The organism is Ascidiaceihabitans sp. (assembly GCF_039986515.1).
GTDB lineage: Bacteria > Pseudomonadota > Alphaproteobacteria > Rhodobacterales > Rhodobacteraceae > Ascidiaceihabitans.
This window is the reverse complement of sequence record NZ_JBDWQO010000023.1, coordinates 114,256-139,124: the sequence shown is the minus strand read 5'-3', so window position 1 is coordinate 139,124 and position 24,869 is coordinate 114,256. Positions and strand designations below refer to the sequence as shown.

Annotated in this window: 25 protein-coding genes; 7 read left to right on the top strand and 18 right to left on the bottom strand. The window is 57.1% G+C overall.

The window, feature by feature from the left end:
• A partial coding sequence (gene pufC, locus ABJL60_RS21115) for a photosynthetic reaction center cytochrome PufC (RefSeq protein ID WP_348502191.1) occupies window positions 1-503 on the top strand: 503 nt, incomplete at its 5' end.
• Window positions 504-722: 219 nt separating this feature from the next.
• Entirely contained in the window at window positions 723-2,651 is a 1,929-nt protein-coding gene (gene dxs, locus ABJL60_RS21110) for a 1-deoxy-D-xylulose-5-phosphate synthase (RefSeq protein ID WP_348376300.1), read from the top strand.
• Between the two features lie 52 nt (window positions 2,652-2,703).
• Here dxs and ABJL60_RS21105 read toward each other — a convergent pair whose 3' ends face one another.
• Genes ABJL60_RS21105 through ABJL60_RS21065 form a run of 9 tightly spaced genes read right to left on the bottom strand, consistent with a single transcriptional unit; the run spans window position 2,704 to window position 11,180 of the window.
• Window positions 2,704-4,077: a tetratricopeptide repeat protein gene (locus ABJL60_RS21105; RefSeq protein WP_348376301.1), complete on the bottom strand. Its 1,374-nt coding sequence runs from the start codon at window positions 4,075-4,077 to the stop codon at window positions 2,704-2,706.
• The gene (locus ABJL60_RS21100) at window positions 4,074-4,862 is read right to left on the bottom strand and encodes an alpha/beta hydrolase (RefSeq protein WP_348376302.1); all 789 of its coding nucleotides are present in this window, start codon (window positions 4,860-4,862) and stop codon (window positions 4,074-4,076) included. The genes ABJL60_RS21105 and ABJL60_RS21100 overlap by 4 nt, the downstream gene beginning before the upstream one ends.
• Complete coding sequence (locus tag ABJL60_RS21095; protein WP_348376303.1) at window positions 4,855-5,856, bottom strand: P1 family peptidase; 1,002 nt, start codon at window positions 5,854-5,856, stop codon at window positions 4,855-4,857. Before ABJL60_RS21095 ends, ABJL60_RS21100 begins: the two co-directional genes overlap by 8 nt.
• Window positions 5,857-5,905: 49 nt before the next feature.
• Window positions 5,906-6,256, bottom strand: coding sequence for a cupin domain-containing protein (locus tag ABJL60_RS21090; protein ID WP_348376304.1), 351 nt, complete (start codon window positions 6,254-6,256; stop codon window positions 5,906-5,908).
• A complete protein-coding gene (locus tag ABJL60_RS21085; RefSeq protein ID WP_348376305.1) occupies window positions 6,253-6,999 on the bottom strand; it encodes an SDR family oxidoreductase in 747 nt (248 codons plus the stop codon). Before ABJL60_RS21085 ends, ABJL60_RS21090 begins: the two co-directional genes overlap by 4 nt.
• Before the next feature lie 13 nt (window positions 7,000-7,012).
• Window positions 7,013-7,792, bottom strand: coding sequence for a hypothetical protein (locus tag ABJL60_RS21080; protein ID WP_348291996.1), 780 nt, complete (start codon window positions 7,790-7,792; stop codon window positions 7,013-7,015).
• 27 nt (window positions 7,793-7,819) lie between these two features.
• Entirely contained in the window at window positions 7,820-9,424 is a 1,605-nt protein-coding gene (locus tag ABJL60_RS21075) for a dipeptide ABC transporter ATP-binding protein (protein WP_348376306.1), read from the bottom strand.
• A complete protein-coding gene (locus ABJL60_RS21070; RefSeq protein ID WP_108830284.1) occupies window positions 9,421-10,236 on the bottom strand; it encodes an ABC transporter permease in 816 nt (271 codons plus the stop codon). Before ABJL60_RS21070 ends, ABJL60_RS21075 begins: the two co-directional genes overlap by 4 nt.
• Window positions 10,233-11,180, bottom strand: a complete 948-nt coding sequence (locus ABJL60_RS21065; protein ID WP_348376307.1) for an ABC transporter permease — start codon at window positions 11,178-11,180, stop codon at window positions 10,233-10,235. The genes ABJL60_RS21070 and ABJL60_RS21065 overlap by 4 nt, the downstream gene beginning before the upstream one ends.
• Before the next feature lie 43 nt (window positions 11,181-11,223).
• On the opposite strand from ABJL60_RS21065, the gene ABJL60_RS21060 reads away from it, so the two are divergent.
• A complete protein-coding gene (locus tag ABJL60_RS21060) occupies window positions 11,224-12,345 on the top strand; it encodes an acetoin utilization protein AcuC (RefSeq protein ID WP_348376308.1) in 1,122 nt (373 codons plus the stop codon).
• Here the strand turns inward: ABJL60_RS21060 and ABJL60_RS21055 are convergent.
• From ABJL60_RS21055 to ABJL60_RS21045, 3 genes are read right to left on the bottom strand one after another with little or no spacing between them, the layout of a single operon-like run.
• Complete coding sequence (locus ABJL60_RS21055; RefSeq protein WP_348376309.1) at window positions 12,311-12,715, bottom strand: cupin domain-containing protein; 405 nt, start codon at window positions 12,713-12,715, stop codon at window positions 12,311-12,313. The two genes, ABJL60_RS21060 and ABJL60_RS21055, sit on opposite strands and share 35 nt — an antisense overlap.
• A gap of 57 nt (window positions 12,716-12,772) precedes the next feature.
• Window positions 12,773-14,251: an ABC transporter substrate-binding protein gene (locus tag ABJL60_RS21050; protein WP_348376310.1), complete on the bottom strand. Its 1,479-nt coding sequence runs from the start codon at window positions 14,249-14,251 to the stop codon at window positions 12,773-12,775.
• Between the two features lie 16 nt (window positions 14,252-14,267).
• Window positions 14,268-15,551, bottom strand: a complete 1,284-nt coding sequence (locus tag ABJL60_RS21045; protein ID WP_348376311.1) for an acetylornithine deacetylase/succinyl-diaminopimelate desuccinylase family protein — start codon at window positions 15,549-15,551, stop codon at window positions 14,268-14,270.
• Window positions 15,552-15,631: 80 nt separating this feature from the next.
• Between ABJL60_RS21045 and ABJL60_RS21040 the strand changes: the two genes are divergently transcribed.
• On the top strand, window positions 15,632-16,210 hold the full coding sequence (locus ABJL60_RS21040; RefSeq protein WP_348376312.1) for a PAS and helix-turn-helix domain-containing protein: 579 nt from the start codon (window positions 15,632-15,634) through the stop codon (window positions 16,208-16,210).
• Here the strand turns inward: ABJL60_RS21040 and ABJL60_RS21035 are convergent.
• The 5 genes from ABJL60_RS21035 to ABJL60_RS21015 all read right to left on the bottom strand — a co-directional run bounded on the left by ABJL60_RS21035 (window position 16,207) and on the right by ABJL60_RS21015 (window position 20,178).
• The gene (locus tag ABJL60_RS21035) at window positions 16,207-17,310 is read right to left on the bottom strand and encodes a CaiB/BaiF CoA-transferase family protein (RefSeq protein WP_348376313.1); all 1,104 of its coding nucleotides are present in this window, start codon (window positions 17,308-17,310) and stop codon (window positions 16,207-16,209) included. The genes ABJL60_RS21040 and ABJL60_RS21035 overlap by 4 nt on opposite strands.
• Window positions 17,303-18,550: an aminotransferase class V-fold PLP-dependent enzyme gene (locus ABJL60_RS21030; protein WP_348376314.1), complete on the bottom strand. Its 1,248-nt coding sequence runs from the start codon at window positions 18,548-18,550 to the stop codon at window positions 17,303-17,305. Before ABJL60_RS21030 ends, ABJL60_RS21035 begins: the two co-directional genes overlap by 8 nt.
• The gene (locus ABJL60_RS21025) at window positions 18,540-19,199 is read right to left on the bottom strand and encodes a TetR/AcrR family transcriptional regulator (protein WP_348376315.1); all 660 of its coding nucleotides are present in this window, start codon (window positions 19,197-19,199) and stop codon (window positions 18,540-18,542) included. Before ABJL60_RS21025 ends, ABJL60_RS21030 begins: the two co-directional genes overlap by 11 nt.
• Window positions 19,200-19,287: 88 nt before the next feature.
• On the bottom strand, window positions 19,288-19,569 hold the full coding sequence (locus ABJL60_RS21020) for a hypothetical protein (protein WP_348376316.1): 282 nt from the start codon (window positions 19,567-19,569) through the stop codon (window positions 19,288-19,290).
• Between the two features lie 207 nt (window positions 19,570-19,776).
• Window positions 19,777-20,178: a zinc-binding dehydrogenase gene (locus ABJL60_RS21015; protein WP_348376595.1), complete on the bottom strand. Its 402-nt coding sequence runs from the start codon at window positions 20,176-20,178 to the stop codon at window positions 19,777-19,779.
• 173 nt (window positions 20,179-20,351) lie between these two features.
• Between ABJL60_RS21015 and ABJL60_RS21010 the strand changes: the two genes are divergently transcribed.
• The 3 genes from ABJL60_RS21010 to ABJL60_RS21000 all read left to right on the top strand — a co-directional run bounded on the left by ABJL60_RS21010 (window position 20,352) and on the right by ABJL60_RS21000 (window position 23,689).
• Window positions 20,352-21,479 carry an SRPBCC family protein gene (locus ABJL60_RS21010; RefSeq protein ID WP_348376318.1) on the top strand — a complete coding sequence of 376 codons (1,128 nt, stop codon included), beginning with the start codon at window positions 20,352-20,354 and terminating at the stop codon, window positions 21,477-21,479.
• 104 nt (window positions 21,480-21,583) lie between these two features.
• Window positions 21,584-22,726, top strand: a complete 1,143-nt coding sequence (locus ABJL60_RS21005; protein WP_348292023.1) for an aromatic ring-hydroxylating dioxygenase subunit alpha — start codon at window positions 21,584-21,586, stop codon at window positions 22,724-22,726.
• A 30-nt stretch (window positions 22,727-22,756) separates the two neighbouring features.
• A complete protein-coding gene (locus tag ABJL60_RS21000) occupies window positions 22,757-23,689 on the top strand; it encodes a LysR family transcriptional regulator (protein WP_348376319.1) in 933 nt (310 codons plus the stop codon).
• Here ABJL60_RS21000 and argE read toward each other — a convergent pair.
• A complete protein-coding gene (argE, locus tag ABJL60_RS20995) occupies window positions 23,686-24,855 on the bottom strand; it encodes an acetylornithine deacetylase (RefSeq protein ID WP_348376320.1) in 1,170 nt (389 codons plus the stop codon). The genes ABJL60_RS21000 and argE overlap by 4 nt on opposite strands.
• Between the last annotated feature and the right edge of the window lie 14 nt (window positions 24,856-24,869).

Below are 24,869 nucleotides of genomic sequence, written 5' to 3'. Positions count from 1 at the left end.
CCAACCAGAACCGCGCCACGTCGCTTAGCCAATCGACGTCATTGCCGTCGGACGCTTTGGAAAAATACCTGCTTGAGGAAGAAACCATTGCCGTGCACAGCCTTGAAAGCCGTGAAGCGGGTGTGCCGGGTCAGGATGATTATGCCAGCATACAAGACACGGAACGCACCTATTCCCTGATGAACTACTTTGCGAACTCTCTGGGTGTGAATTGCGTATTTTGCCACAACAGCCGCGCCTTTTATGACGGCGGCCAAGTGACCCCGCAGTGGGGCACCGCAAGCCTTGGCATCTTGATGGTGCAGGAAATCAACAACGATTACCTTGTGCCGCTGAAAGATACCTATCCGGCCAACCGTCTTGGTCCGATTTATGCAGATGCGCCCAAAGCGGCCTGCAAGACCTGCCACAAGGGCTACCAACAGCCTTTGCAGGGTCTGAATGTGATCGAAAACTACCCAGAGCTGGCCTCGTCAGAGCCACCTGAGTACGCGGAAGAATAAGACTTTCGCGGGCGGTCTTTCTGGGCTTGCCCGCGATGCCAGGCACGGATCATTGGCTTCCTTGATCCGGGCAGCGGGGCTCAACACCCCGGTTCCCTTCCTGTTGGCTACAGGAACCTGGCGCTGCATCTTTGGAAACACGGGTGCAGCGCCTTTTTATTTCTTACCTCGATACGACGCGGGCAAGGCGTCAGAGGTCTAACAGATTGGATGTGCGCTATGACAAATTCCCCAATTCTAGACCGTGTTGCCGGACCCCGCGATATGCGTGGGTTGACGGACCCGCAACTGCGTGCCCTCGCGGATGAGGTGCGCTGCGAAGTGGTGCAAGCCGTGTCCGAAACAGGTGGCCATCTGGGATCGTCGTTGGGTGTTGTGGAACTGACCGTCGCCATTCACGCAGTTTTTGACACCCCACGCGACAAGTTAATCTGGGATGTGGGGCACCAGTGTTACCCGCATAAAATCCTGACAGGCCGACGCGACCGCATGAACACCCTGCGTCAAAAGGGGGGGTTAAGCGGTTTCACCAAACGCAGTGAATCCGAATATGATCCTTTTGGTGCGGCGCATTCTTCGACGTCCATTTCTGCAGCATTGGGGTTCACTGTAGGTCGCGATCTGGGCCAACCGACAGGCGATGCCATCGCGGTCATCGGCGACGGTTCGATCAGCGCGGGCATGGCCTATGAGGCAATGAACAACGCCGGCGCCGAAGGGCGCCGCCTGTTCGTGATCCTGAATGACAACGAAATGAGCATCGCCCCGCCAGTCGGTGCGATGTCTGGCTATCTGTCCAGCCTGTCCGAACGTGGCCCCCTTGCGGGCCTGCGCGCTGTGGCGGAAGGTGTCGAAGCCGCACTACCCAAACCGGTGCGTGATGGTGCACGCCGCGCACGTGAAATGGTGACGGGTCTGGAAAGCCGTGGCACGTTCTTTGAAGAGCTTGGATTTGACTATATCGGACCAATTGACGGACACGATATGGATCAGGTGCTGCAAGTGCTGCGTGCCGCGCGCAGCCGTGCAACAGGGCCGGTTTTGATCCACGCCTGCACTGTCAAAGGCAAAGGGTATGCCCCTGCGGAAGGATCGGCCGACAAATATCACGGCGTTGCGAAATTTGATGTGGCCAGCGGTGTTCAGAAGAAAACCAAAAGCAATGTGCCATCCTACACCAGCGTCTTTGGCGAGGCGCTGACCGACGAAGCATCGCGGGATCCTGCAATCGTGGGGGTCACTGCCGCGATGCCGTCGGGCACAGGGATCAATATTTTGCAGGACCGCTTTCCGGCGCGTGTGTTCGATGTTGGCATCGCGGAACAGCATGCTGTGACCTTTGCTGCGGGGATGGCCGCGTCCGGTTTGAAACCCTTTTGTGCGATTTATTCCAGTTTCTTGCAGCGCGGTTATGACCAGATTGTGCACGACGTTGCTTTGCAAAATCTGCCTGTGCGTTTTGCTTTGGATCGTGCCGGATTGGTGGGCGCGGATGGCCCGACGCATGCGGGGGCTTTTGATGTCGGGTTCTTGGCCAGTTTGCCCAATATGGTGGTTATGGCTGCCGCAGATGAGGCAGAACTGACGCATATGGTGGCCACGGCTGTGGCGTATGATAGCGGGCCAATTGCCTTCCGGTATCCGCGCGGCAATGGCACAGGGGTCGAGCGCCCCGAACGGGGTCAGGTTCTTGAGATCGGCAAAGGCCGCATGATCCGCGAAGGTGGCTCCGACGTGGCTTTGTTGGCGCTTGGTACATCGTTGCGGGATTGTGAGGCGGCGGCAGAGGCGTTGGAGGCAGACGGGATTTCTGTTAGCATCGCCGATGCCCGCTTTGCCAAGCCTTTGGACATGGGGTTGATCGGTGATCTGGCGGGAACGCATCGCGCGTTAATCACAGTGGAACAGGGCGCCATGGGCGGCTTTGGTGCGATGGTTTTGCAAGCCATGGCAGGGGCGGGGCTGTTGGACAGGGGGTTGCAGGTGCGCACGATGCATTTGCCGGATCGTTACATTGATCAGGCCAGCCCGGACGAGATGTATGCAGACGCAGGTCTTACGGCGGGTGACATCGTGGCCAAAGTGCTGGAAACTTTGGGGGACCGCAGCGACGTGGTGGATTTGGCCACAGCCCGCCGCAAAACCTGAGGGTCACGGAAAATTTCAAATTTTCCGCTACGTTTTCTTTTCAAGAAAACGGCTAGTGCAGCGTCGCTTTGGCGCTTTCAGCGCGCGCCCGTGCAATGGCCGCTTGGCCGGGCAATCCTGACTGGTCGTAAACATCCGCCAGCATCATGTTCAAGGGCACACCACCCGGATCGAAAGTGCGTCGCATTTCCAACACCTGCTGCGCCTTTGATGCTTGTCCCGACTGGATCAACGCATCTAGGTGGATTTGTTCAAACAGATCCCGCTGTGCGTGGCTTCCCCCGCATTCTGCCAGCCGTGGCAGCGCCTTGCCCAGAAACCGGATCGCGTCGTCCCAGTCTTCGGCCGCATGTGCGGCGATGCCATGGGCGGCCCATAATGCCACCTCTTCCCATGTTTTGTGATCGTGCTGTGCGGTGTCTTTTGCGCGGGCTTCGATCGCGTCCAAAAGGGCTTCGCCTTCGGGACGCTTTGCACGGCCCAAAGCGTATAGATATTGCAGCGTCAGAAACGGGCTAACCGTGTCTGCGCCACGTTTGGCCACGTAATCAGCCACATCCCCCCAACGTGCGCCCACGTCAATGCCCGCGAATTCCATGCGTGCCAGCAGTGATGCGGCACCGACCTGATCTTGGGAATAGTCTTTGGCCAATCCCCACACATGGGTGTCATAGGCTTGCAGCACATCGTCCGGACGGCCTGCGCTGATGTAGAACAGCGCCATGTGCCACCAAAGATGTGAATGAATAAATGAATTTAGCCCATCCCACGTGTCGGCCACGCTTTCCAGAAATGCGATGCCTTCGTTGGTTTGCCCGCGTGTGAGGTAGACGTGGGCCAGCGTGTGATGCGCCCAAGGTTCAGCGCGTTGAATGTCCATAGCGCGCCGCGCAGAAGCGGCGGCATCGTCCAGAAGGTGACATTCTTCATAGCCAAAAGACACCATCCCATGTGCATAGGGAATGTCGTCAGCCGCTGGCATGGTTTTCAGAGCCACGCGGAGCATGCTTGCGAAATCACCACTGTTGAATGTGTGATACTGCGCCAGCTTCAAAGCTACCATATCGCGGGGATAGTCATCCAGAATGGTTTCGCACAGGGTGATGCAGGCGGGAACATCACCGTCGACCCATGCGCGAATTGCCTGTGTCATAAGCTGTTCGCGCACAGTCGCTTTTGGGGCTGCGCGTTCGGCTGCTTCAATAAAGGGGTTGGCCTTGGCCGCCGCGATCGGGGCTTCAAGCAACATCCAGATCATGGCTGTGTAGGTGTTGGCCAGACAGCACTCAGGTGCGTCAGCGGCCGCTTTCATGACATTTGTGGCTTTGGGGTCAAAGCTGATGAAGCCGTGGATCAGATCGTTGATGCCTTGCAGCGCGGCAGCATCGGCCCCTGTGACGGGCAGGCCATATAGGTCTTGTGTCATGCGGTCCTCGTAAAGGTTGTTAGATGATGGGCGACGACGTCCGGAACATCCCAATGAATGGAATGACCCGCGCCGGGCAAAATCACAGTGTCTATATCGCTAAGCGCCTGTTGGGCGACGGCGACTGGCAACAAAAGATCATTTTCCCCCAGAAAAGCGCAGGTGGGCATAGGGTATGTGCCCAGCAATGGCGTTGGATCAAAATCGGCCAATGCCGTGATCTGATGTGACATGGCATCCGCGCTTTGCGCATGAGGGTAGGCAAGCGAAGCATCAACGGCCTCTTGCACGGCATTTTCCAATTCGTAAACCGTCGGGTCAAACAGCCACGGGAATAACGCACGCAGCCATGTGTCGGGGCTTGCGTCGCTTTTGCGAATGGCCAGCAACGTCTGAAACAGCGCAAGATTGCGCTTAAGCTGTAGGGGGGCCGCCGCGGCCAATGCCAATGATTGCACACGTTTCGGTGCAACCCGCGCCAAGATCATTGCGACGGCGCCGCCCATCGAATGACCTAAAACATGGGCCTTTTGCAGATCTAGATGATCCAGCAGGGCCAGCGCATCAGATGCGAAATGGGTGACTGAAGCCGGAGCGCCGATTGGCCGTGTGCGACCTGTGGTTCGGTTGTCGGGTCGGATCAATGTGAAATGTGGCTCTAACAATGGGACAAGAGGCGCCCAGCTTGCGCTGTCGCTGAGCATCCCCGCAATCATCAACAAAGGCGGGCCATGGCCGCTGATTTCGTAATGTATAGTCACGCCATCATGGGCAAATTCAGGCATTGTGATCGCTCCAACAGGGCAACAGATCACCTTTGGCAGGGGTCGCCGCATAGACCGCGCGGGCAATTGCGCGGCTAAGACACAAGGCCGCGCCATGACCTGCCATCAACAAATCGCGGGCAGGGCTGTCCATGGGATACGCCCCTGTCGCGGCCGCAAAAACCAGATCGCCATCAGCTGGACAATGCGCGGGAACAATGGCGCGCCCGATACCATCATGGGCGGCTGTGGCGAACCGCAAGCATTGGGCCTTGTCCAATGCCAGATCGGTGGCGACAATGGCGATGGTTGTGTTCGCGCGCTCGTACAGGGCGGTCATTTTTCGGCTGGTCAAATCACGGCCCAAACCGCTGGATGGATCGGGACCTTTGCCGCCGAATTCGCCGTCAATTTCGAATGGAGCGGCCCAGAAATGCGTATCAGACGGTGTCGTGGCGCTGCCGATGGGGTTTGCAGCGACCAATGCGGCCACTGTGGCCCCGTTTGGCAAAACCAAAGATGCGGTGCCAAGCCCGCCTTTGAACATGCCTGTCAAAGCCCCTGTGCCCGCGCCCGCAGTGCCAATTTCAAACTGTTCAGAGGCGGCTTCAAACGCGTCGCGCCCAAGCTGGCGGTAGGGGTTGGTGTCCCAATTTTTTTCGCCGCCATTGATCAGATCGAACAAGATAGCACCCGGAACAAGCGGGATGATTGCGTCTGCCACCTTGTAGCCGCGCCCCTGCGCACGCAACCCGTCCACAACCCCTGAACAAGCGTCCAACCCATAGGCAGACCCGCCCGACAGAACCAGCGCGTCAACCTGTGCGACGGACTTGTCGGGTGCCAAAAGGTCGGTTTCGCGGGTTCCGGGTGCGCCGCCCATCACAGCCACGCTGGCCGTGAAAGGTACATCCCCCACCAGCACTGTTGTGCCTGATTTCAGGGTGTCGTTTTGGGCGTTGCCGACTTTTAGTCCGGCAATATCTGTAATGCTGTTTTTGGGTCCGGGTTTCATTTGGATTTAAGGCCTTCGGCGAAGGTTTATTTTGCGAGATGAAGCAGGATCAGATGTGTGGTTTTGCAGCGGCTGTTTCCGGATCACCAGTGTTTGGTACACCTTTGGGTTCGATCAGCAAGACCTTGCATTCGTGTTCGGCGCGGGGCCGGTGGGTGACGCCTTTTGGCACGATGAACAATTCGCCCGCTTTGACAGTGTGGTGTGCGCCGTCCAGATCCATTGTCATTTCACCTTCAAGCACCAAAAAGAAATCATCGGTGTCAGGGTGGTCATGAAACGGAAATTCGCCTTGAAATTTCACGACCATCACGTCGTTGCCGTTGTAATCCGCCACAACATGGGGATCCCAGTGGCTGTCGAACCGCGCGAGTTTCTCCGCAAGGTTGATCGTCTTCATATGCACCGTCCCCCGTCTACTTCCATGGCCACCCCTGTTATCATGCTGGCCTCGTCCGAACACAGGTAACACGCGGCATTTGCAAGGTCTTCGGGCGTCGAAAAACGTCCCAGCGGAATGGTCGACAGGAATTTGGCGCGCATTTCCGGGGTGTCTTCGCCCATGAAGCTTTTCAGCAGCGGTGTTTCCCCCGCCACAGGGTTCAACGCATTGACGCGGATGCCTTCGGGGGCCAGTTCCACGGCCATGCCCTTGGTGGCATTGATCATCCAGCCTTTTGAGGCGTTGTACCAGTTCAGGCGCGGACGCGGAGAGACGCCTGCGGTGGATGCGATGTTCAGGATTGCGCCGCTTTTGCGGGATTTCATGTGTGGCACAAGATGGCGGGCGCTGTGGTAGACGGATTTCATATTCACGCTGTAGACGCGGTCAAAATCATCTTCGGTGACGTCTTCCATAGGCGCCGGTAAATGCGTCACGCCAGCATTGTTGACCAGAATGTCGACGTGGCCAAACGCAGCAATCGCGGCATCCACCATGGCTTTGACCGATGCGCCATTTGCCACATCTACGGTACACGCAACAGCGGATACCCCGTGCTTGGCCGCTTCGGTTTTCGCCCCGTCTGCATTGATGTCCGCGACCAGAACGCGGCACCCTTCAGCCACGAATTTTGCGACGATCCCTGCGCCAAAGCCGGATGCGGCCCCGGTCACGATTGCAGTTTTTTGGTCCAGTCGCATGGTGGTTTTCCCTCTATTGAAAGTCGCGCCAGAACAGTTGCAACAACGGCTTCTGGTTCGGCCCCTTGGTGTCGATGATGGTTTCGATAAACAACAAGCCCAATCCGCAGGCTTCGCGGTTGCTTAACCCGCGCATGTCGGTGTCGGATCGCGCATATGCCCGGCTTAGCCCTTTTTCGGCGGCTGTGACTTCCAAAGCGCTTGCGAATCCCTCCAGGACTTTTTCGCGTTTTGCATCCGCAATACGGGGTGGGTTGGGTCGTGACACCCCAAGTGTTGAAGCTTTGCGCACGATCCTCAGGTATTCCTTCAGGGCCGGCGCGTTCAGCCGCGCCATGGTTTGAACAAGGGCACGGCCAAAGACTTCGGGAGCAATTGTATCTTTGACAGAGCGGCCACAGTTGGCAGTGCTCATGGCTTGCATCACGGTCAGTTCGACCTTCATGTGATAAATTTGTTCGCTGACGGGCATATAGGGCATGCCGCGGTCCAAAAGCGGTGCCAGCAGCCCACCCACAGGGTTGGTTTGTGTGGGGGCATTGCGGGCGTTTATCAATTGATCGGCCATGTGTCCCAGGATTGTCTGGTTGTTGGCCAGTTTGGTGCCGTGATCCAACATCAGCTTCAGTTTTTCGCCTTCAAATCCTGCCGCGCGCAATGCCTGCGGGTTGTTCTGTTCGGTTTGAAGTTTTTGCAACAGCCGTACCACATCGCTTTTGCGCACTTTTTCTTGGGCGCTTGCCGCGAAAGGGCATGCCAAAAGCACAACCAGTAAAAGCCGAAGGAATATCACGTGATTGCATCCTTTAGAGTGGTCATCCTAAAGCGATGATCCGAGAGGGTGGAGGTCCGGCAGTTTGGGTGCCGCGTTCAACAGCTCTTGCGTATAGGGATGTTGCGGGCTTGCAAAGACCTGAGCCGTCACACCTTGTTCAACTATTTGGCCTGCTTTCATGACCAACACGCGGTCAGTCACGGTTTTCACCACGCTTAAGTCATGGCTGATGAACAAATATGTTAGCCCGTAGCGTGCACTTAGGTCCGCCAGCAGGTCAAGGATTTGGGCGCGCACCGATACATCCAGCGCACTGACCGCTTCGTCGAACACAATCAATTCAGGCTTGATGATCAAAGCGCGTGCGATTGCGATTCTCTGGCGCTGACCGCCGGAAAACTGATGGATGTATTTGTGCTGGTCCGCAGCGGCTAAGCCCACGGCCTCAAGCGTTTCACCAATCAACGCCTGTCGCGCAGCCCCTTTGGGGGGCTGTTTCAGCAAATGGAACGGTTCGGTGATCAACCTGTCGACCTTGTGCCTTGGGTTGAAGCTGCCAAAGGGGTCCTGAAACACCACCTGCATTTTGCGCCGCACATCAAGGTCGGGGGTCTGTCCCGCATAAACGGGGGCATCGTCGATCAGGATTTCACCCGACTGCACAGGGTCCAACCCCAGAATGGCCCGTGTGAGCGTCGATTTTCCGCAGCCACTTTCCCCCACCAGCCCCACGCGTTCGCCGCGATCTATGTTAAAGCTGACGCCTTTCAGGGCTTCGAACAGCGCGGGCGCCCCGAACAATGAGGTGCGCGGCATCTTGTAGGTGCGTCGCACAGAATTGACCCTAAGTAGCGGTTTAGACTGTGTGACAGGGGGCAATGCGACTTCGTGCCCTGACGCTGCGAACAGCATTTTGGTGTAGTCATGCTGCATGTTGGCAAGCAACGCGTTTGTGGCACCTTGTTCGACGATCCGCCCCAGTCGCATCACCACGATATGGTCGGCCATGTCCGACACAACGGCCAAGTCGTGGGTGATCATCAGCAATCCCATATCGTAATCGCGGGCGAGGCCTTGAAGCAGATCAAGGATTTGCGCTTGGGTTGTGACATCCAGGGCCGTTGTTGGTTCGTCCGCAATCAACAGCTTGGGCCGTAACGCGATGGCCATGGCAATCACGACGCGTTGCCGTTGCCCGCCCGAAAGCTCGTGGGGATAGCGCGACAAAGGGAATTTGTCTTGTGGCAAACCCACGCGTGTCAACATGTCGGCGGCTTGCGCACGCGCGGCCCGTTTGGAGGTGTTGGAGTGGATCAGGATTGTTTCCGCCACCTGGTCCCCGATGGTTTGTACCGGGTTCAACGCGGTCATCGGTTCTTGAAACACCATGCCGATGTCGTTGCCCCGCAACTGGCACATTTGCGCTTCGGATTGGTCCAAAAGGTTTTCGCCGTCCAGCAGGATATCGCCGGTTGTGACCGCGTGATCAGGCAACAATCCGATGACCCCAAGTGCCGTCATGGATTTGCCTGACCCGCTTTCTCCGGTCACGGCCACAATTTGACCGGGCGCCACATCAAGTGACACGTTTTCCAGAATTGTGGCCGTGCCAATCGATAGGGACAGATTGCGAATGGTCAGAAGGCTCATGTCCGCGCCACCCGAAGTCGCGGGTTCAGATAGTCGCGCAAGCCGTCCCCCATCAGGTTCAGGCCCAGCACCGTGATGATGATGGCAAAGCCGGGGATCAGAGCCATATGCGGCGCTATGCTGACAAGGGTTTGCGCATCTGCCAGCATCCGTCCCCAGCTTGGGGTGGGGGGCTGTGCGCCAAGACCAACATACGACAAGGCCGCCTCGGCCAGAATGCCAAGGCTGAACTGGATGGTGGCCTGCACGATCAGCAGGTTCATGACGTTGGGCAGAATGTGTTCCAGCGATATGCGCGCCGCGTTCTTGCCAGCAACACGGGCTGCGAGAATAAATTCACGTTCCCAGATCGGCATGGCCGCACCCCGCACCACCCGCGCAAAGACAGGGATATTGAAGATGCCAATGGCGATGATCGCGTTGATGGCCCCAGCGCCAAAAATTGCTGTGATCAGGATGGCGATGACCAATGAGGGAAAGGCAAAAATCAAGTCGTTGGCGCGCATAATCAGCTCGTCCACGTATGATCCTTTACGCGCCGCAGCCCAAAGCCCCAGCGGTATGCCAAGCGCCATACCGATCCCCACAGCGACAAAAGCCACCGCAATCGACGTCCGTGCCCCCACCATGATCATGCTGAAAATGTCGCGTCCGAAATGGTCGGTGCCAAACCAATGCACACCGTTTGGCGTTTGCAGTTTGGCGGGGATGTTCATTGCGGTGTGTTCAAAAGGCGTCCAGACAAAGGACACAAGGGCGGCGGCAATGGCCAGCAGCGACAGCACCCCACCGATGACGAGGTTGCGGTTCATGTGCGTGACCTTAGACGGGGGTCGACAGCGGCATAGGCCAGATCGACAGCAAAGTTGACGACGATGACTGCAAAGACCAGCAGCATGACCACGCTTTCCACAACAATCAGATCGCGGGCCGAAATCGCCTGAAACACCAGCCGCCCAAGGCCGGGCAGATAAAACACCTGTTCGATGATGATAGACCCCGCCAATAGAAACGAGAACTGCAACCCGATGATCGTCAGCACGGGGATTAGCGCATTGCGCAGCCCGTGCCTCCAGATGGTTTGCGACTTGGTCAGGCCCTTGGCGCGGGCGGTGCGCATGTAGTCTTCGGTCAAAACGTCCAGCAAGGCGCTGCGCATGACGCGGGCCAGAATGGCGGCTTGGGGCAAGGCAAGTGCTATGGCGGGCAACGTCAGCGACCACAGACCCGCGCCTAAGCCCTTGTCCCACCCGGCAAACCCGCCTGCGGAAAACCAGCGCAGGTTGATGGCAAACACCAAAACAAGCATCATCGCAAACCAAAAGTTGGGAACCGCAACCCCAAACTGCGTGGCCCCCATCACTGCCACATCGCCGGTGCGGCCACGGCGGGCAGCGGCGTACATGCCAGCGGGCAGGGCGATCACGGTGGACAAGGTCAGCGCATAAAGCGTCAAAGGCAACGACACCCACAAACGGTCTGCAACCATTTGTGCAACAGGCGTGCGGTAGGTGTAGGACGTGCCAAAATCGCCGACTAACATGCCCTGAACCCACGCCACATAGCGCTGCCATTTTGGCACATCGAGGCCAAGCTCGGTGCGCAAGGCCGCAACCGTGTCTTCTTGTGCGTTGATGCCCAACATGAAGGACGCGGGATCACCGGGTGCCACTTCGATCACAAAGAAGATCAGCACGCTTGCGATGCACAGGCTGACGATCAGCGACATCAGACGTTTGAGGGTGTAGCGGATCATTGGCGCCTAGACTGTTCGTTCAAATGCGTTAGCTGTGTGGCCCATGGAAAAGCGTCCTTTGTTCATTGGCTCGGAAATCTACCGCGGTTCGACCTACGGGGATTGGCACCCTTTGCGGGTGCCGCGTGTGGCGACGGTAATGGATTTGTCGCGGGCTTTGGGCTGGTTGCCTGCGCAGGTCTATGTGCCCAGTCCACGTGCCAAACCAGCGGCATTGGCTGTGTGGCATGATGCCGACTATCTGGATGCGTTGGTGGCTGCCGAAGCTGCGCAAAGTGTAACGGATGCGGTGCGCGAAAAGTTCGGGTTGGGCACGCCCTCCAATCCGGTGTTCCCCGAAATGTACCGCCGCCCCGCCACGGCGGCTGGGGGGTCGTTGCTGGCCGGTGAATTGTTGGCGAAAGGGGGCGTTGTGTATCATCCTGCGGGCGGCACACATCACGGGATGCCTGCCTGCGCAAACGGGTTTTGCTATTTGAATGATCCGGTTCTGGCGGTGTTATCGTTACGGCGGCACGGCGTACAACGTATCGCTTATCTGGACATTGACGCGCATCATCCTGACGGGGTCGAACATGCGTTTGGAGATGATCCCGAGTGTCTGATGATCTCTGTGCATGAAGTTGATCGTTGGCCGCGCACGGGTGTGGTTGAAGGCGACACAACACGTCAGACTTACAATCTGCCTGTGCCTGCGGGTCTGAATGACAGCGAAATGGCTTTGATACGCAAAGAGGTGATTGTGCCGTTGATCTCGGATTTTGCGCCGGATGCTGTGGTGATCCAATGCGGCTCGGACGCGATTGAGGAAGACCCACAGTCGCGACTGGCGCTGTCAAACAATGCCCACCGTGCGATCGTACAGGCCTTGATGCCAATTTCGCCGCGCCTTCTGGTGCTGGGAGGGGGGGGTTACAATCCATGGTCTGTCGGGCGCTGCTGGACAGGGATTTGGGGGGTGCTGAACGGATATGATGCGCCAGAGGTGTTGCCTGAGCCCGCACAAAAAGTGCTGCGTGCGCTTCGCTTTGAGGGCAACAGCCGAGGGCGCAATCCACCTGACCATTGGTTCACGACCCTGCACGACGCGCCGCGATCCGGTCCTGTTCGGCAAGAGATCACGGGTGCGATCAACGCGGTTCTTGGTGAAACTCGGCGTCGGTGACGTGGTCGAGCCAGTCGGCGGCAGAGCCATCTTTAGTCTCTTGCATCGCCATATGCACCATGCCTGTGTCCGGACCTGCGCCGTGCCAATGTTCTTCATGGGGCGGGATCCACACGGTATCACCGGCGCGGATGATCTGGGGCGCTTCGCCACGCAAACAAACACGACCGGTGCCAGACATGACATACAAAGTCTGCCCCAAAGGATGGGTGTGCCATGCCGTACGCGCGCCGGGTTCAAAGCTGACGACTAGCGCATTCAAACGGGCAGGGGGCTGTGATCCGATGACGGGATCCATCCACACGGTGCCTGTAAAATAGTCGGGATTGGCGCGTGTGGTGGGACGCGTGCCTGCGGCGTGGATGTCCATTAAGAAACCTCTTTTGCGTCAGGGGGGTAAGGCGGGGGTGTCCCCCGCCCCGCCGGTTCAGTTGGCCCAGCTGACGCCAGTCAGGTCCGTCGCTTGCGTCGGTGCGTTTGTCCACAAACCCTGCACACCCGCTTTGGCGACAGACAAGGCCGCCAGTTGGAACAGGTAGCCGTTCACATAATCGCCCGAGATCATCTTTTGTGCGTCACCCATCAGGGCTGTACGCGCTTCGGGATCAGATGTGGCGTTCAAGGTGCTCATCAGCTCTTGGAACTTAGGATTGTCGTATTGGAAATAGTAATCCGGGTTCGCATAGATGTTGATGTCCATCGGCTCTGTGTGTGAGACGATCGTCAGCCCAAAGTTTTTGCCACGGAACACGGTTTCTAACCACTGCGCCCACTCGACGTTGGTGATTTCTGCCTTGATGCCGACCTCTGCCAATTGCGCCGCGATGATTTCACCGCCGCGACGGGCATAGGAGGGGGGCGGCAGGTGCAGCGTGGTTTCAAACCCGTCGGCAAAGCCTGCTTCGGCCAGCAGCGCTTTGGCCTTTTCAGGGTCATAGCTGCTGTTTGCTTTCAGATCGACATAGGCCGGATTGTGCGGCGCAAAATGCGTGCCAATCGGTGTGCCATAGCCGAACATCGCACCATCCACGATGGCTTGGCGGTCGATGGCGTGGGCCAAAGCCTCGCGCACCTTCACGTTGTCAAACGGTGGCTGTTTGTTGTTGGTGGACAGGATCGTTTCGCCTTCGGTCGAGCCAATCAGCACTTGGAACCGCGGGTCTGCTTCGAACTGGGGCAGGTTTTCGGGGGCGGGGAAGCCGGAAAACACGTCAACGTCTTCGGCCATGACGGCTGCAAAGGCTGCTGTTGGGTCAGAGATGAATTTGAAGGTGGCTGTTTCCAATGCCGGGGCCGTGCCCCAATAGTCCGGGTTGCGGGCCAATTCGATTTTGTCGCCTTGGGTCCAGCTGACAAACTTGAACGCGCCTGTGCCGATGGGCGTTTGCTTGATGCCCTCGATGCTTTCAGGGGCCACGATCACCGCGTCCCCCCACGCCATGTTGAACAGGAAATTGCCGTTTGGTTCGGACAGGGTCACAACAACAGTTGAGGCGTTGGTCACACTCACGTCGGTGATGCCTGCAAACAGGGCCTTTTGTGCGTTCACTGAATCTTCGGCGCGTGCACGGTCCAGCGAAAATTTCACGTCCTCAGCGTCCATCGTGCTGCCGTCGTGAAAGGTCACACCATCACGCAGCGTAAACGTGTAGGTCAGACCGTCTTCGGAAATCTCCCAGCCGCTTGCAAGGCCAGCCACAACGGACCCATCGCCCATAAAGCGTGTCAGACCTTCAAACACGTTCGAATACAGCACGGAATCAATTGCACCGGCGGCGGCTGATGTCGGATCCAGATGCGGCGGCTCAAGCTGCAAGGCGACGGTGATGTCGGTTTGGGCTTGGGCGGCAAAACCGGCAACGCCTAATGCGCTGGCCAGTGCCAATTGCGATATGAAATGTTTCATGTGTGGTCTCCCTTGGTCAGTTTTTATTGGGCAGCAGAAGCGTTTCCAAGCTTGCACCCATCACCTTTGCGCTGTCGAGCATATCATCAATCCCGATATATTCATCGGGTTTATGTGCCAGCTCCAGAATACCCGGTCCGTAAGCGATACAGTTCTTTAGCTTGCCGATCCGGTCAATGTGTTTCTGGTCGTAGGTTCCGGGGCTTGCGACATATTCGGGCGCTTTGCCCATCACGTCCTCAATTGCTTGCGCCACGGTTTCCACAACCGGCGCGGATTTGTCGGTCATTGAAGGCAAAACGCTGTTCAGTTCCGTCATCTCATAGTCAAAATCGGGACGCGTTTCGCGCAGACCTTCCAACAGGCCTTTGACCTCGCCGCGCACCTGATCCAGCGGTTCTTCGGCCAAAAAGCGGCGGTCAATCACGATGCGGCAACTGTCCGGCACACAATGCGCGGGCAATCCGTCAAAGGCGTCGTCCTGTTCTTTTTGCCCGCCATGGATCGAATTGATGTTCATGGTGGATTGCTTTGCCCCCTCGGGCACAACGGGCATATCCGTGGTGCGGGCGGCCATTGCGGGGAACAATTTGTCTTCGAATTCGCCGATTACAGCCCCCATATGACGCACAGCACAATCGCCAAGGAATGGCATTGATCCATGGGCAATTTCGCCTTTGGTTTCGATCTCGGCCCACCAACCGCCGCGATGCCCCAAACAGATGCGGTCTTTGTTTAAGGGTTCCGGAATGATGACATGCTGCACTTTTTCAGAGTTAAAGTGGCCGTGTTCGGCAAGGTATGCGACCCCGCCGTAACCGCCTGATTCCTCGTCTGCGGTGCCGGAAATCTCGATTGCGCCGTGGAAATTCGGGTGTTCTTCAATGAACGCCTCAGCTGCGATGATGGATGCGGCCAACCCGCCTTTCATGTCGCAGGCCCCGCGCCCATAGATGTTGCCATCGGCAATTTCGCCGCCAAAGGGGTCGAACGTCCAGCCTGCGCCGACCTCGACCACGTCCGTGTGGCTGTTGAAATGCACACAATCGCCCGCATGCGCCCCGTCACGCCGCGCGATGATATTCCAGCGTGGGTATTTCTCGCTGTCGCCCGGTGTGCCAAAGGCGCGGATCAGTTGGGTTTGAAAGCCGTGGGCAGACAGGCGTTTGTCCAGATAATCGCAAATCGCTTGATAGTTTTCGCCGGGCGGGTTCAATGTGGGGATGCGGATCAGGTCCTGCGTCAGCTGGATCAAGTCGTCGCGCTTGGCCGCAATGCGTGTCATAAGCGGAGTTGTCATTTCGCACCTTTCGTTAAACGACTTGCAGTATTGCGGCGCATTAGTACGGTATCAATACCGTATATTCACGGGGATTGGCAATGGATAACGTAACGACTGAAATGCTTGAGGCCTTTGACGCGGCCCCCATTGGTTTGGCGGTGTCACGTCACCGGACCTTGAGCAGTTGCAATCTGACGTTCGCCAGCTTGCTTGGCTACAGTCGTGCCGAACTGTTGGGACAATCCTTTCGGATGCTGTACCCCAGTCATGCCGAATTTGACCGTGTACGCGACATTGGCCTTGTGACGATGGCGCAAACGGGGGCCTATTCGGACGAACGGATGATGCGCCAGAAAGACGGTATGCCCAAATGGTTCCGCTTTCGTGCACGTACGCTGGCCCCCGATGATCCCTTATCCCATCTTGTCCTAAGCTTTGCGCCCATTCGCGACCATCTGGACGGGCCGCGCCTGACAAAACGCGAACGCGAGGTGCTGAGTTTTCTAAGCCAAGGGGCCACCAGCAAGGAAATCGCGCATCAACTGGGCCTGTCGCCGCGCACGATTGAGGACGTCCGTGCGCGAATGTTGCGCAAATTCGAGGTCAAAAACACTGGCGAGCTTTTGGGCCGCACCAGCTACACCCGCCGGGCTAGCTCCAAGCCGACATCGGGCTAGCTCCAAGCCGACATGACGTCTTCATAGTCCAGCGTGCCGGCATCACCATGTGTCGGCGGATCAGATGGTGTGCCCAAAAAGCACGGAACAGGACCGGGTTGCACAATCCCGTCTGTTTCCACGAAGGTGCCCCGCGCTTGGTTGTGTGGATGCGTTGGTGCCTCTTGCATCGACAGAACTGGGGCAAAGCAGGCGTCAACCTCTGTCAGGATCGCAGACCATTCATCGCGAGTCTTCCCCGCGAACAGTGCTTCCAAAGCCGGGTGCATTTCGCTTTGGTCGCCGTATTGTTTTGAAAAGCGCCGGTCGTCTTGCAAACCCACTGCATCCAGCAAAGCTGCGAAGAATTGTGGCTCTATTGGGCCAATAGAGACGTATCCGCCATCTTTGGTTGTGTAGCAGCGATAATACGCGGCCCCTCCGTTCAGCACGTTGCCACCGCGTTTGGTATCATCCCAAGCGCCGCCTGCGTTCAGCCCGTATTGCAACACCATCATCAGGGCCGCACCGTCTGACATGCAGGCGTCCACAACCTGACCTTGGCCCGTTGTGCGCGCGTTCATCGTGGCGGCCAGAACCCCCGTCAGCAGCATCATGCCGCCCCCTGCAAGGTCCGCGATAATGTTTTGCGGGGGCGGGGGTGGCGTGTCGGCGGGGCCAATGGACCAAAGCGCGCCCGAGATTGCCATGTAGTTCAGATCGTGGCCTGCGCGGTCTTTTAACGGTCCGGTCTGCCCCCATCCCGTCATGCGCCCAAAGACCAGCGCGGGGTTCGTTTCCTGAAATTCTTCCGGCCCCAATCCAAGCCGTTCCATCACGCCGGGACGGTACCCTTCAATCACAACTTCGGCTTTGTTGATGAGGGTTTTGGCACGCATCAAATCGTCTGCATCGCGCAAGTCCAACGTCAGGGATTTGCGTGACCGGTCATACAGATTGTGTTTTTGTTCCAAGCCGAACAACGGTTTTTGACCGGGCCGCGCGATGCGCACGACCTCAGCCCCCATGTCGGCCAGCATCATCGCGCAAAAGGGCGCAGGCCCAAGACCCGCCATTTCGACGACGCGCAAGCCGCGTAGGGGGCCGTTGCGGTCAAGCATCTGTCAGCTCTTTCATCGCAGTCAGAAAGGCGCTGACCTCTGCCAGAGTGTTGTAGTGGCACATGGACACCCGCACGGCCGCAGGCAATCCAAGCGGCGTTAGAATGTTGCCCGAATAGTGGTCTGCCTTGCGGATATGTGTGCGTATGCCGCTGTCGTTCAAATGCGCCACGATCTTATCCGCGGGGACATCAGCGCTGGCAAAACACACAAGCCCCTCACGCGCAGGATTGTCCGCGCCGCCGATGATCGTGATGCCTGCAAGATCCGTCAGGCCCGGCAGGTTGCCAGTGCCAAACAGCATCGCATCTGTCAGCTCTTTTTCATGGGCCTTGATGGCGGTTGCTGCGGCTTCGATGCGGGCGCGCTCGGTTTGGCCATCGCCAACCTGCTGGCCCAACCATCCGAAATACGCCACGACATCTGAAAATGTAGCATATGCGCCGGTGTCACGCGTCCCCAATTCCCAGTTTTCCTTGGGGCCGTCGATCAGGGCTTCGAGAGGCAATCGGGACAGTCTGCCAGACGCCCAAGCCACCCCGTATCCGTGGCGCGAAAAGACCTTGTAGGGGGAGATGACATAGCCGTCGATGTCGTAGCGTTGGATGTCGATGTGCCCGTGGCTTGCGTGTTGGATGCCATCGACGATGATGAAACATTCAGGCGCCACAGCGCGAATGGCGGCGGCAATGGACGCCACGTCAATGGCCATTCCCGTGACAGGCGAGGTGTGCAAAATAGTAGCAACGCGCACATCTGGTGTCATGTGGGCGGCATAGGCGTCGGCTGTGACGCGCCCTGTGGCGTCGTCGTGTGGCACGGAAATATAGGGTTTGCCTGCAGCAGACGCCCAATGTTGCGCGGCGCTGCGGGATGCGGGGTGTTCGACGGTTGATCCGATAACGGACCCTTGTGGTGTGCCCATCACGGCCGTGCGGATCAAACGATAGGTCAATTCCGTGCCGCTTTCACCAACAAAGAACTGGCCATTGTGCGTGTTAAAGAACGTGGCCATGTCGGCTTTGGATTGCTTGATGATCGCACCCAAAGCCTGTGCCCCGGGATTGTCGCGCCCTTGGTTGTCCGGAATAGCAGCAAACTTTGCTGAGGTTTCGACAGCAGATTTCAGCGTCAAAGCCCCGCCTGCGTTTTCGAAAAACACGCGCGGCCCGGAAAAGGGGCAGGCGTCAACATGTGCGAAGCGGTCGCGAATTTCAGTCAAAAGCGTATCAGAGAACATGGTCGATACCTACGTAGTTTGTTTTGGGGTAAAGATGGGCAAGGGCCGCGATTTCGTCACGTGTTGGGGTTTGTCCGGTCATACAGAACAGATACTGCGTCCCGCGTTTCATACGTGTGTCGTAGTCTTCGCGTTGATCCAGCGTGGCATAGCCGATTTGGGTGAAATAGACGATGCGGGCCCGCACATCTGCTTCGGCGGGGGGATATGAAAAACGTTCGAACATCAGCGAGATGGCTGCAATCCGCGCGATGTCGCTTTCGTCCAGCGCACGGCGTACTGTGCCTGATCTGCGGGCCCAATCGCGAATGGCAAAGTCCAGTTTGGTATCAAAAGCCGATCCGTAAACCCATTTGCTGAACAGCTTCGCCAACGCCTCGCAGATTGTAGCGCCGTCGTTGTCAGTTGCATCAATTAACGCTTTTGTGTTGGTCGCGGCCCATGTGTCCAACAATGCATCCATCAATTCAGACCGGTTTTTGAAGTACCAGTAAAAGCTGGATCGCGGGCAGTCCAGAATGGCCGCCAAAGACAGAACCTTGACCTGATCCTCGCCTTCGCTGATCAGGGTATCAAGTGCCGCACTCAGCCAGTCTTGCCGCGTTGTGCGTCCGGGGCCACGTCCGCCTGCCTTTTTGCCGTCTTGCATCTGGTGCTCCGTTGTTGATGCCACAATTGGCGATCATGGCGCATGATGCAAGCGGCGCTTGGCGTTCCGCTGGATGTGTTGGTGTGGCTTAAAATTCGTCAAATTCGGGGACATTCCCCAGACGCACCAGAAAGCTGGGCGCTTCGACTTCGCCGGTGCCAAGGTCTTCACACAGCATATACGCATCCGCGCCTGCGCAATCGTCGCGCATTGCTTCGCGTTCGGCCCGGTTTTGCGCGTCATTGGCGTTGGAGTATTCGAACTGCTTGTCGATTTTCAACGTCACCTGACCAGCCCGGCCTGCGTCTTTTTCAACGTAGGTTTGGCAAATGTAGTGGAACTTCTGGGTGGCGTTGTCAGAGTTTGACATAAGCAGCTCCTGCAATTGTTTAATACGTGATGTGACGGGTCGTAAGGGCGTTCGTCGCAAAGCACCACCCGAAAAGCTTGGTTCTGAAAGCCTATTTGGGCTTCTGAAATTAACATAATCCCAATTACGCGTTAAATTGTCTTGATATAGGCAGAGTGCGCGTAAGCAGGTAAGTTCGATCATTTCTCACCAAACTGGCGTTCTGTTTCACGCAGTGCCATTTGGCGGGATCAAGACCAATTTTCCCGTGTGCGATTTGGACAGAAAATCTTCTTGAGCCTGTGCGATGTCACGCAAAGAATAGGTCTTTGCGACCACTGGTCGGATTTCGTATGCCTCGATATAGCGGATCAAATTGGTGAACACGTCGTCTTCGCCAACGGCTTCAAAACCCTCTGCGCCGCCCGTATTCGTGGCCTCAGTGACGGTCTTTGAATACCAACCGATGCGCGTGTTGATGTCGGTATTGTTTATTCCGGCGGCGGCTGTCTTGATCAACAGTTCATTGGCATTGGCATTGGCATTGGCATTGGGGCGTGGAGTGGGAACGTCCGTCCGGTAATCCAATCTATCGAGGCCACCGTGACCTGTCAAAATGACTGCGTGCATTGTGTCGGGTATTTTCAGGATTTTGAATGTGCGCTTGATTAGGCTGGCTCAAATCAGGCGTTTCGAAGAGTATCCTTTACCGAATTTGCTTTTGGCAGCACGTTTGCGCATCGAAGGACTGTTTTGCCATCCCGCACTGCGATGGGGTTAAAATCGAATAAGGAATGACAGGTATGAAAGACGCGGTAGACGAGCTTTTGAAGACTGCTTCAGTTCCCTTTGAAAGCGCCCGTGCCATGCCGCCATCGGTCTATACGTCCGATGATTTTTTGAAGCGCGAATTAAGCGATATCTTTGCCAAGGACTGGTTCTGCGTGGGCCGTGCGTCGGCCCTTGCCGCATCGGGCGATTATGTCACGCTTGAGCTTGCCGGTCAGCCCATTATCGTTTTACGCGCAGGTGACGGCGCTTTGCGGGCCATGTCGAATGTATGCCGCCACCGCATGTCGACGTTGCTTGAGGGGCGCGGAAACACCCGCAGCATCGTCTGCCCGTACCATGCCTGGACGTATAATCTGGATGGGTCCTTGCGCGGTGCACCCGCAATGACCCAGAACGAAGGGTTTTGCAAATCCGACTACCAGCTGCCGGATGTGCGTTGCGAAGAATGGCTGGGCTGGGTTTTTGTGTCGCTCAATCCTGACAGCCCGCCAGTGGCCAGCCAACTGTCCAAAGTCGAGGACATGGTCAGCGACTACGACATGACGAATTATACAGAAACCTTCTTTGAAACCCATGTTTGGGACACCAACTGGAAGGTTCTTGCCGAGAATTTCATGGAAAGCTACCACCTGCCCGTTTGTCACGCAGGCACCATTGGCGGTCTGTCCAAGCTGGAAGAGATGATCTGCCCGCCCGGTGAAGACGCGTTCAATTACCATATGATCCTCAAGGACGAATCCCTGAAGATCGCGATGGCGCATCCCAACAACACGCGGATGAAGGGCGAACGGCGGCGCACGACCTATCTGCTGGCGATCTACCCCAGTTTGATGATCACCCTCACACCGGGATATTTCTGGTACCTGACGCTACACCCCGAAGGTGTCGGCAAGGTGCGTATCGGTTTTGGTGGCGGCATGTCCAACGACTATGCAGATGACGTTGACGCTCAGGCCAACTTCAAGCAGCTTAAAACACTGCTGGATGATGTGAACGTCGAGGACAAGGGCTGCACCGAAAAGGTCTATAAAGGCCTGTCTTCGAATGGCGCCGCCCCCGGACATTTGTCGCATCTTGAACGGCCCAACTACGATTTTGCCCAATACATCAACGCGCGGGTTCAAAGCGCAAACAAATAGGACGACGGCCGTGGCCCATGACCGCATGCGCAAATCTAATACCAGCGGGGCACGCGTAACGTCCCCTCGATCCACGCGAAATCCTTTTGACGGAGTATCCGGCGATGAATGAACAGGTTGCCATCAGCGCGTTTGAAACGGCCCGTGTTTCTGAAATGCGCCAGACTTTGGCCGATTGTGCAGCATCCCCCGATGGGGCGCCGCAAGGGTTGCCGGGCTATTTTTACAACGACCCTGCGTTCTTTGACCACGAATGTAGGACTTTTTTGCGTGATGGTTGGCATTGCGTGGGGCGTGCCGATGAATATGTGGAACAAGGCGATTATCTGGCGCTTGAGCTGTTGGGCGAACCACTGATTATCGTGCGCGACAAGGACGAGATCAAAGCGCTGTCAAACGTCTGCCGTCACCGCGGCATGCCGCTGGCCGAAGGACAGGGCAATGCGAACCGCTTTGTGTGTCGCTATCATGCATGGGCCTACGGCACCGATGGCACATTGCTGCGGGCGCCGCGCATGAAGAATGCAGGCTTTGACGCCAAGACATGCAAGCTGGGTACGTTTCCTTGTGTGCAGCGGTTTGGGTTTGTCTACGTTAGTCTGTCGCAGAACCCTACGGATATTGATGTGGAACTGGCCGGGCTTGGGGCGCTGATCGGGCGGTATGAGCCCGAGAAATATGTAACCGTACACAGCGACAGTGAGGTCTGGAACTGTAACTGGAAATGTCTGGTCGAGAACTTTATGGAAGGCTACCACCTGTCTGTTGTGCACCCGCAGACATTGCACGGGTACACGCCAACAGGCCTCAGCAAAAAGGGGCCAAATGGCGTGGGCTTCACCAGCTATTTTGCTAACTATCCCGACAACATTCCGCCCCGCGGTGAAGGGGCACCGGGGCTAAGTGAAAAAGAGCGCCACCGCTCGACACTGTTTGCGGCTTTTCCCTGTCAGGTGGTCAGCGTCGCCGCATCCTTGCTGGTGTCTCTCAACATCCGCCCACTCAGCCCCACGTCCATCAGGGTGCGTTGGTCTATGTCTGTCTACGGCGACAACCTTGATGGTGATACCATCGACCAGCGTATCGCGCTGTGGGAGGACGTGAACCGCGAGGACCGTGAAAAACTGGAAGCGATGCAGGCAGCACTGGGGTCGGTTTTCGCCACCGGTGGACCGCTGGCCGAAGAGGACTACGAAGGCACGGTCCGCGACTTTCTTCTGTGGATCGCCCGTCAAGACGCCGCTTGACGTGATGCGGCCTGCGGGCGATGCAAGGGCATGACTGTACGGTTTACATATCGACAATTGGAATATCTTGTGGCTGTTGGCGATGCAGGAACCATCGCGCAAGCGGCGGGGCAATTGAATGTGTCCTCACCGTCCATTTCGACAGCCATCAACCATTTGGAAGCGCACTTTGGCGTACAGCTTTTTGTACGTCACCACGCGCAAGGGTTGACGCTGACGCCGGGTGGACGGCGGTTATTTTCCGAAGCCAAGCGGATGCTAGCAGACGCGGCGGCGCTGAATGACATTGCGGAAGATGTCGCCAAAAGGCCGGGTGGGCCGCTGGCTGTTGGTGCATTGTCCACGCTTGCCCCGTTGCTAAGTGCGAAGTTCCGCAAGTCGTTTGAACAAAGTTTTCCCGAAGCGCATGTATCCTTGTTCACTGGCGATCAGACGACACTGTTCCAGCAATTGGCGCGGGCGGAAATCGACGTGGCGATCACCTATGATATGGAGATCCCGCAAGACATCCATTTCGAAGGGCTTGCAGCGCTGCGGCCCTGCGTCATGCTGCATCCGGATCATTCGCTGGCGCAAGGCGATTGCGTGTCTTTGCACGAGATGGCCACAGACCCATTGATCTTGCTCGATCTGCCTCTTAGTCGTGACTATTTCCTATCCACATTTCGCAGTCTCGGGATCACCCCCAATATCGCGGATCGCACCAACGATTTGTCGGTTGCACGCAGTCTTGTGGCTAATGGCTACGGCTATAGCTTGCTTAGCATCGGCACAGAGATTGCTTATGCCCCGGACGGGCAGCCGTTGGCCATTCTTCCCATTTGTGAAGACGTCGGCCACATCACTTTGGGGCTGGCAACTAAACAGATCACATCAAGATCCGCGATTGTTCAGGCGTTCTACGACCATGTGCGCACCCAGATCGATGCACATGGATTGCCAGCAACACGCATGTTTTCCTAGACACCTGCCACCAAGCGGTCCAGCAGCGCGTCCATCATGGCATCGCAGGCCGCAAGCTGGCTTATCTCGACATACTCGTCCGGCTTGTGCCCCTGGTCCATCGATCCGGGCCCACATACCACGGTCGGCACGTCCAGTTTTTGCGAAAACAACCCGCCTTCTGTGCCGAACGCGACTTTGATGGTTTGGTTGGTTTGCGCCAAGGACTGGACCAGACCGACAACGCCGCTGGCCGGATCAGTGGCCAACGAAGGATAGGTGTTTGTGATGTCGATTGTGATGTCTGCCGCCCCGAAGCGCGTGCGCAGGTCTCGCAGATAATCGTCGCGGTATTTTTCCAGACGCGACATGATGTCGGCAGGATTGTCTTGAGCCAGATTGCGGATTTCAAACAGGAATTCTGCGTGATCCGGCACAATGTTCAGGGCGGTGCCGCCCACAACTGTTCCCACATGAACCGTGCTATACGGCACATCATAGTCGTCATCTCGTGTGCCAGACTGGCTGAGGTCTGCCTGCATGTCACGCAGGAACCCGATCATATCACAGGCCATGTGGATCGCGTTCAAACCCGTTGGTGCAAGCGCTGAATGGGCCGCGACGCCGGTGGCTTGGACCTTGGCTGCTGTCTTGCCTTTGTGACCGGTCGCAACCCGCATTGATGTGGGTTCGCCAACGATGCAAAGCTGCGGCACAAATGGTGCCGCGGCCAGCATATCAATCAAGGACCGCACACCAACGCAGCCGATTTCTTCGTCGTAGGACAGGGCAAGGTGCAAGGGCGTGCGCAGATCAAGGGTTGCCGCCTTAAGCGCACAAACCAAGCTTGAGGCAACAAACCCTTTCATATCGCAGGTCCCGCGCCCAAACAGTTTATCGTCTGCTTCCGTCATCTCAAAAGGCGGTACGGTCCAGTTCTGGCCAGCAACAGGGACAACATCCGTATGCCCCGACAACAAGATCCCGGGGCGATCTTGCGGGCCGATGGTTGCGTACAGATTGGCTTTTTTGCCGGTCGCGTCCCGCAAGATGGTGGTTTTTGCGCCAGCCGTTTGCAACAGATCGGCGCAGAACGTGATCAGGTCGATGTTGGGGTCCGCGCTGATTGTTGGGTAAGCAATCAACTTACCCAGCAGTGTTTGCGTGTTCCAGTTCCCGGTCTCCATGTCGTTCGCCTTTA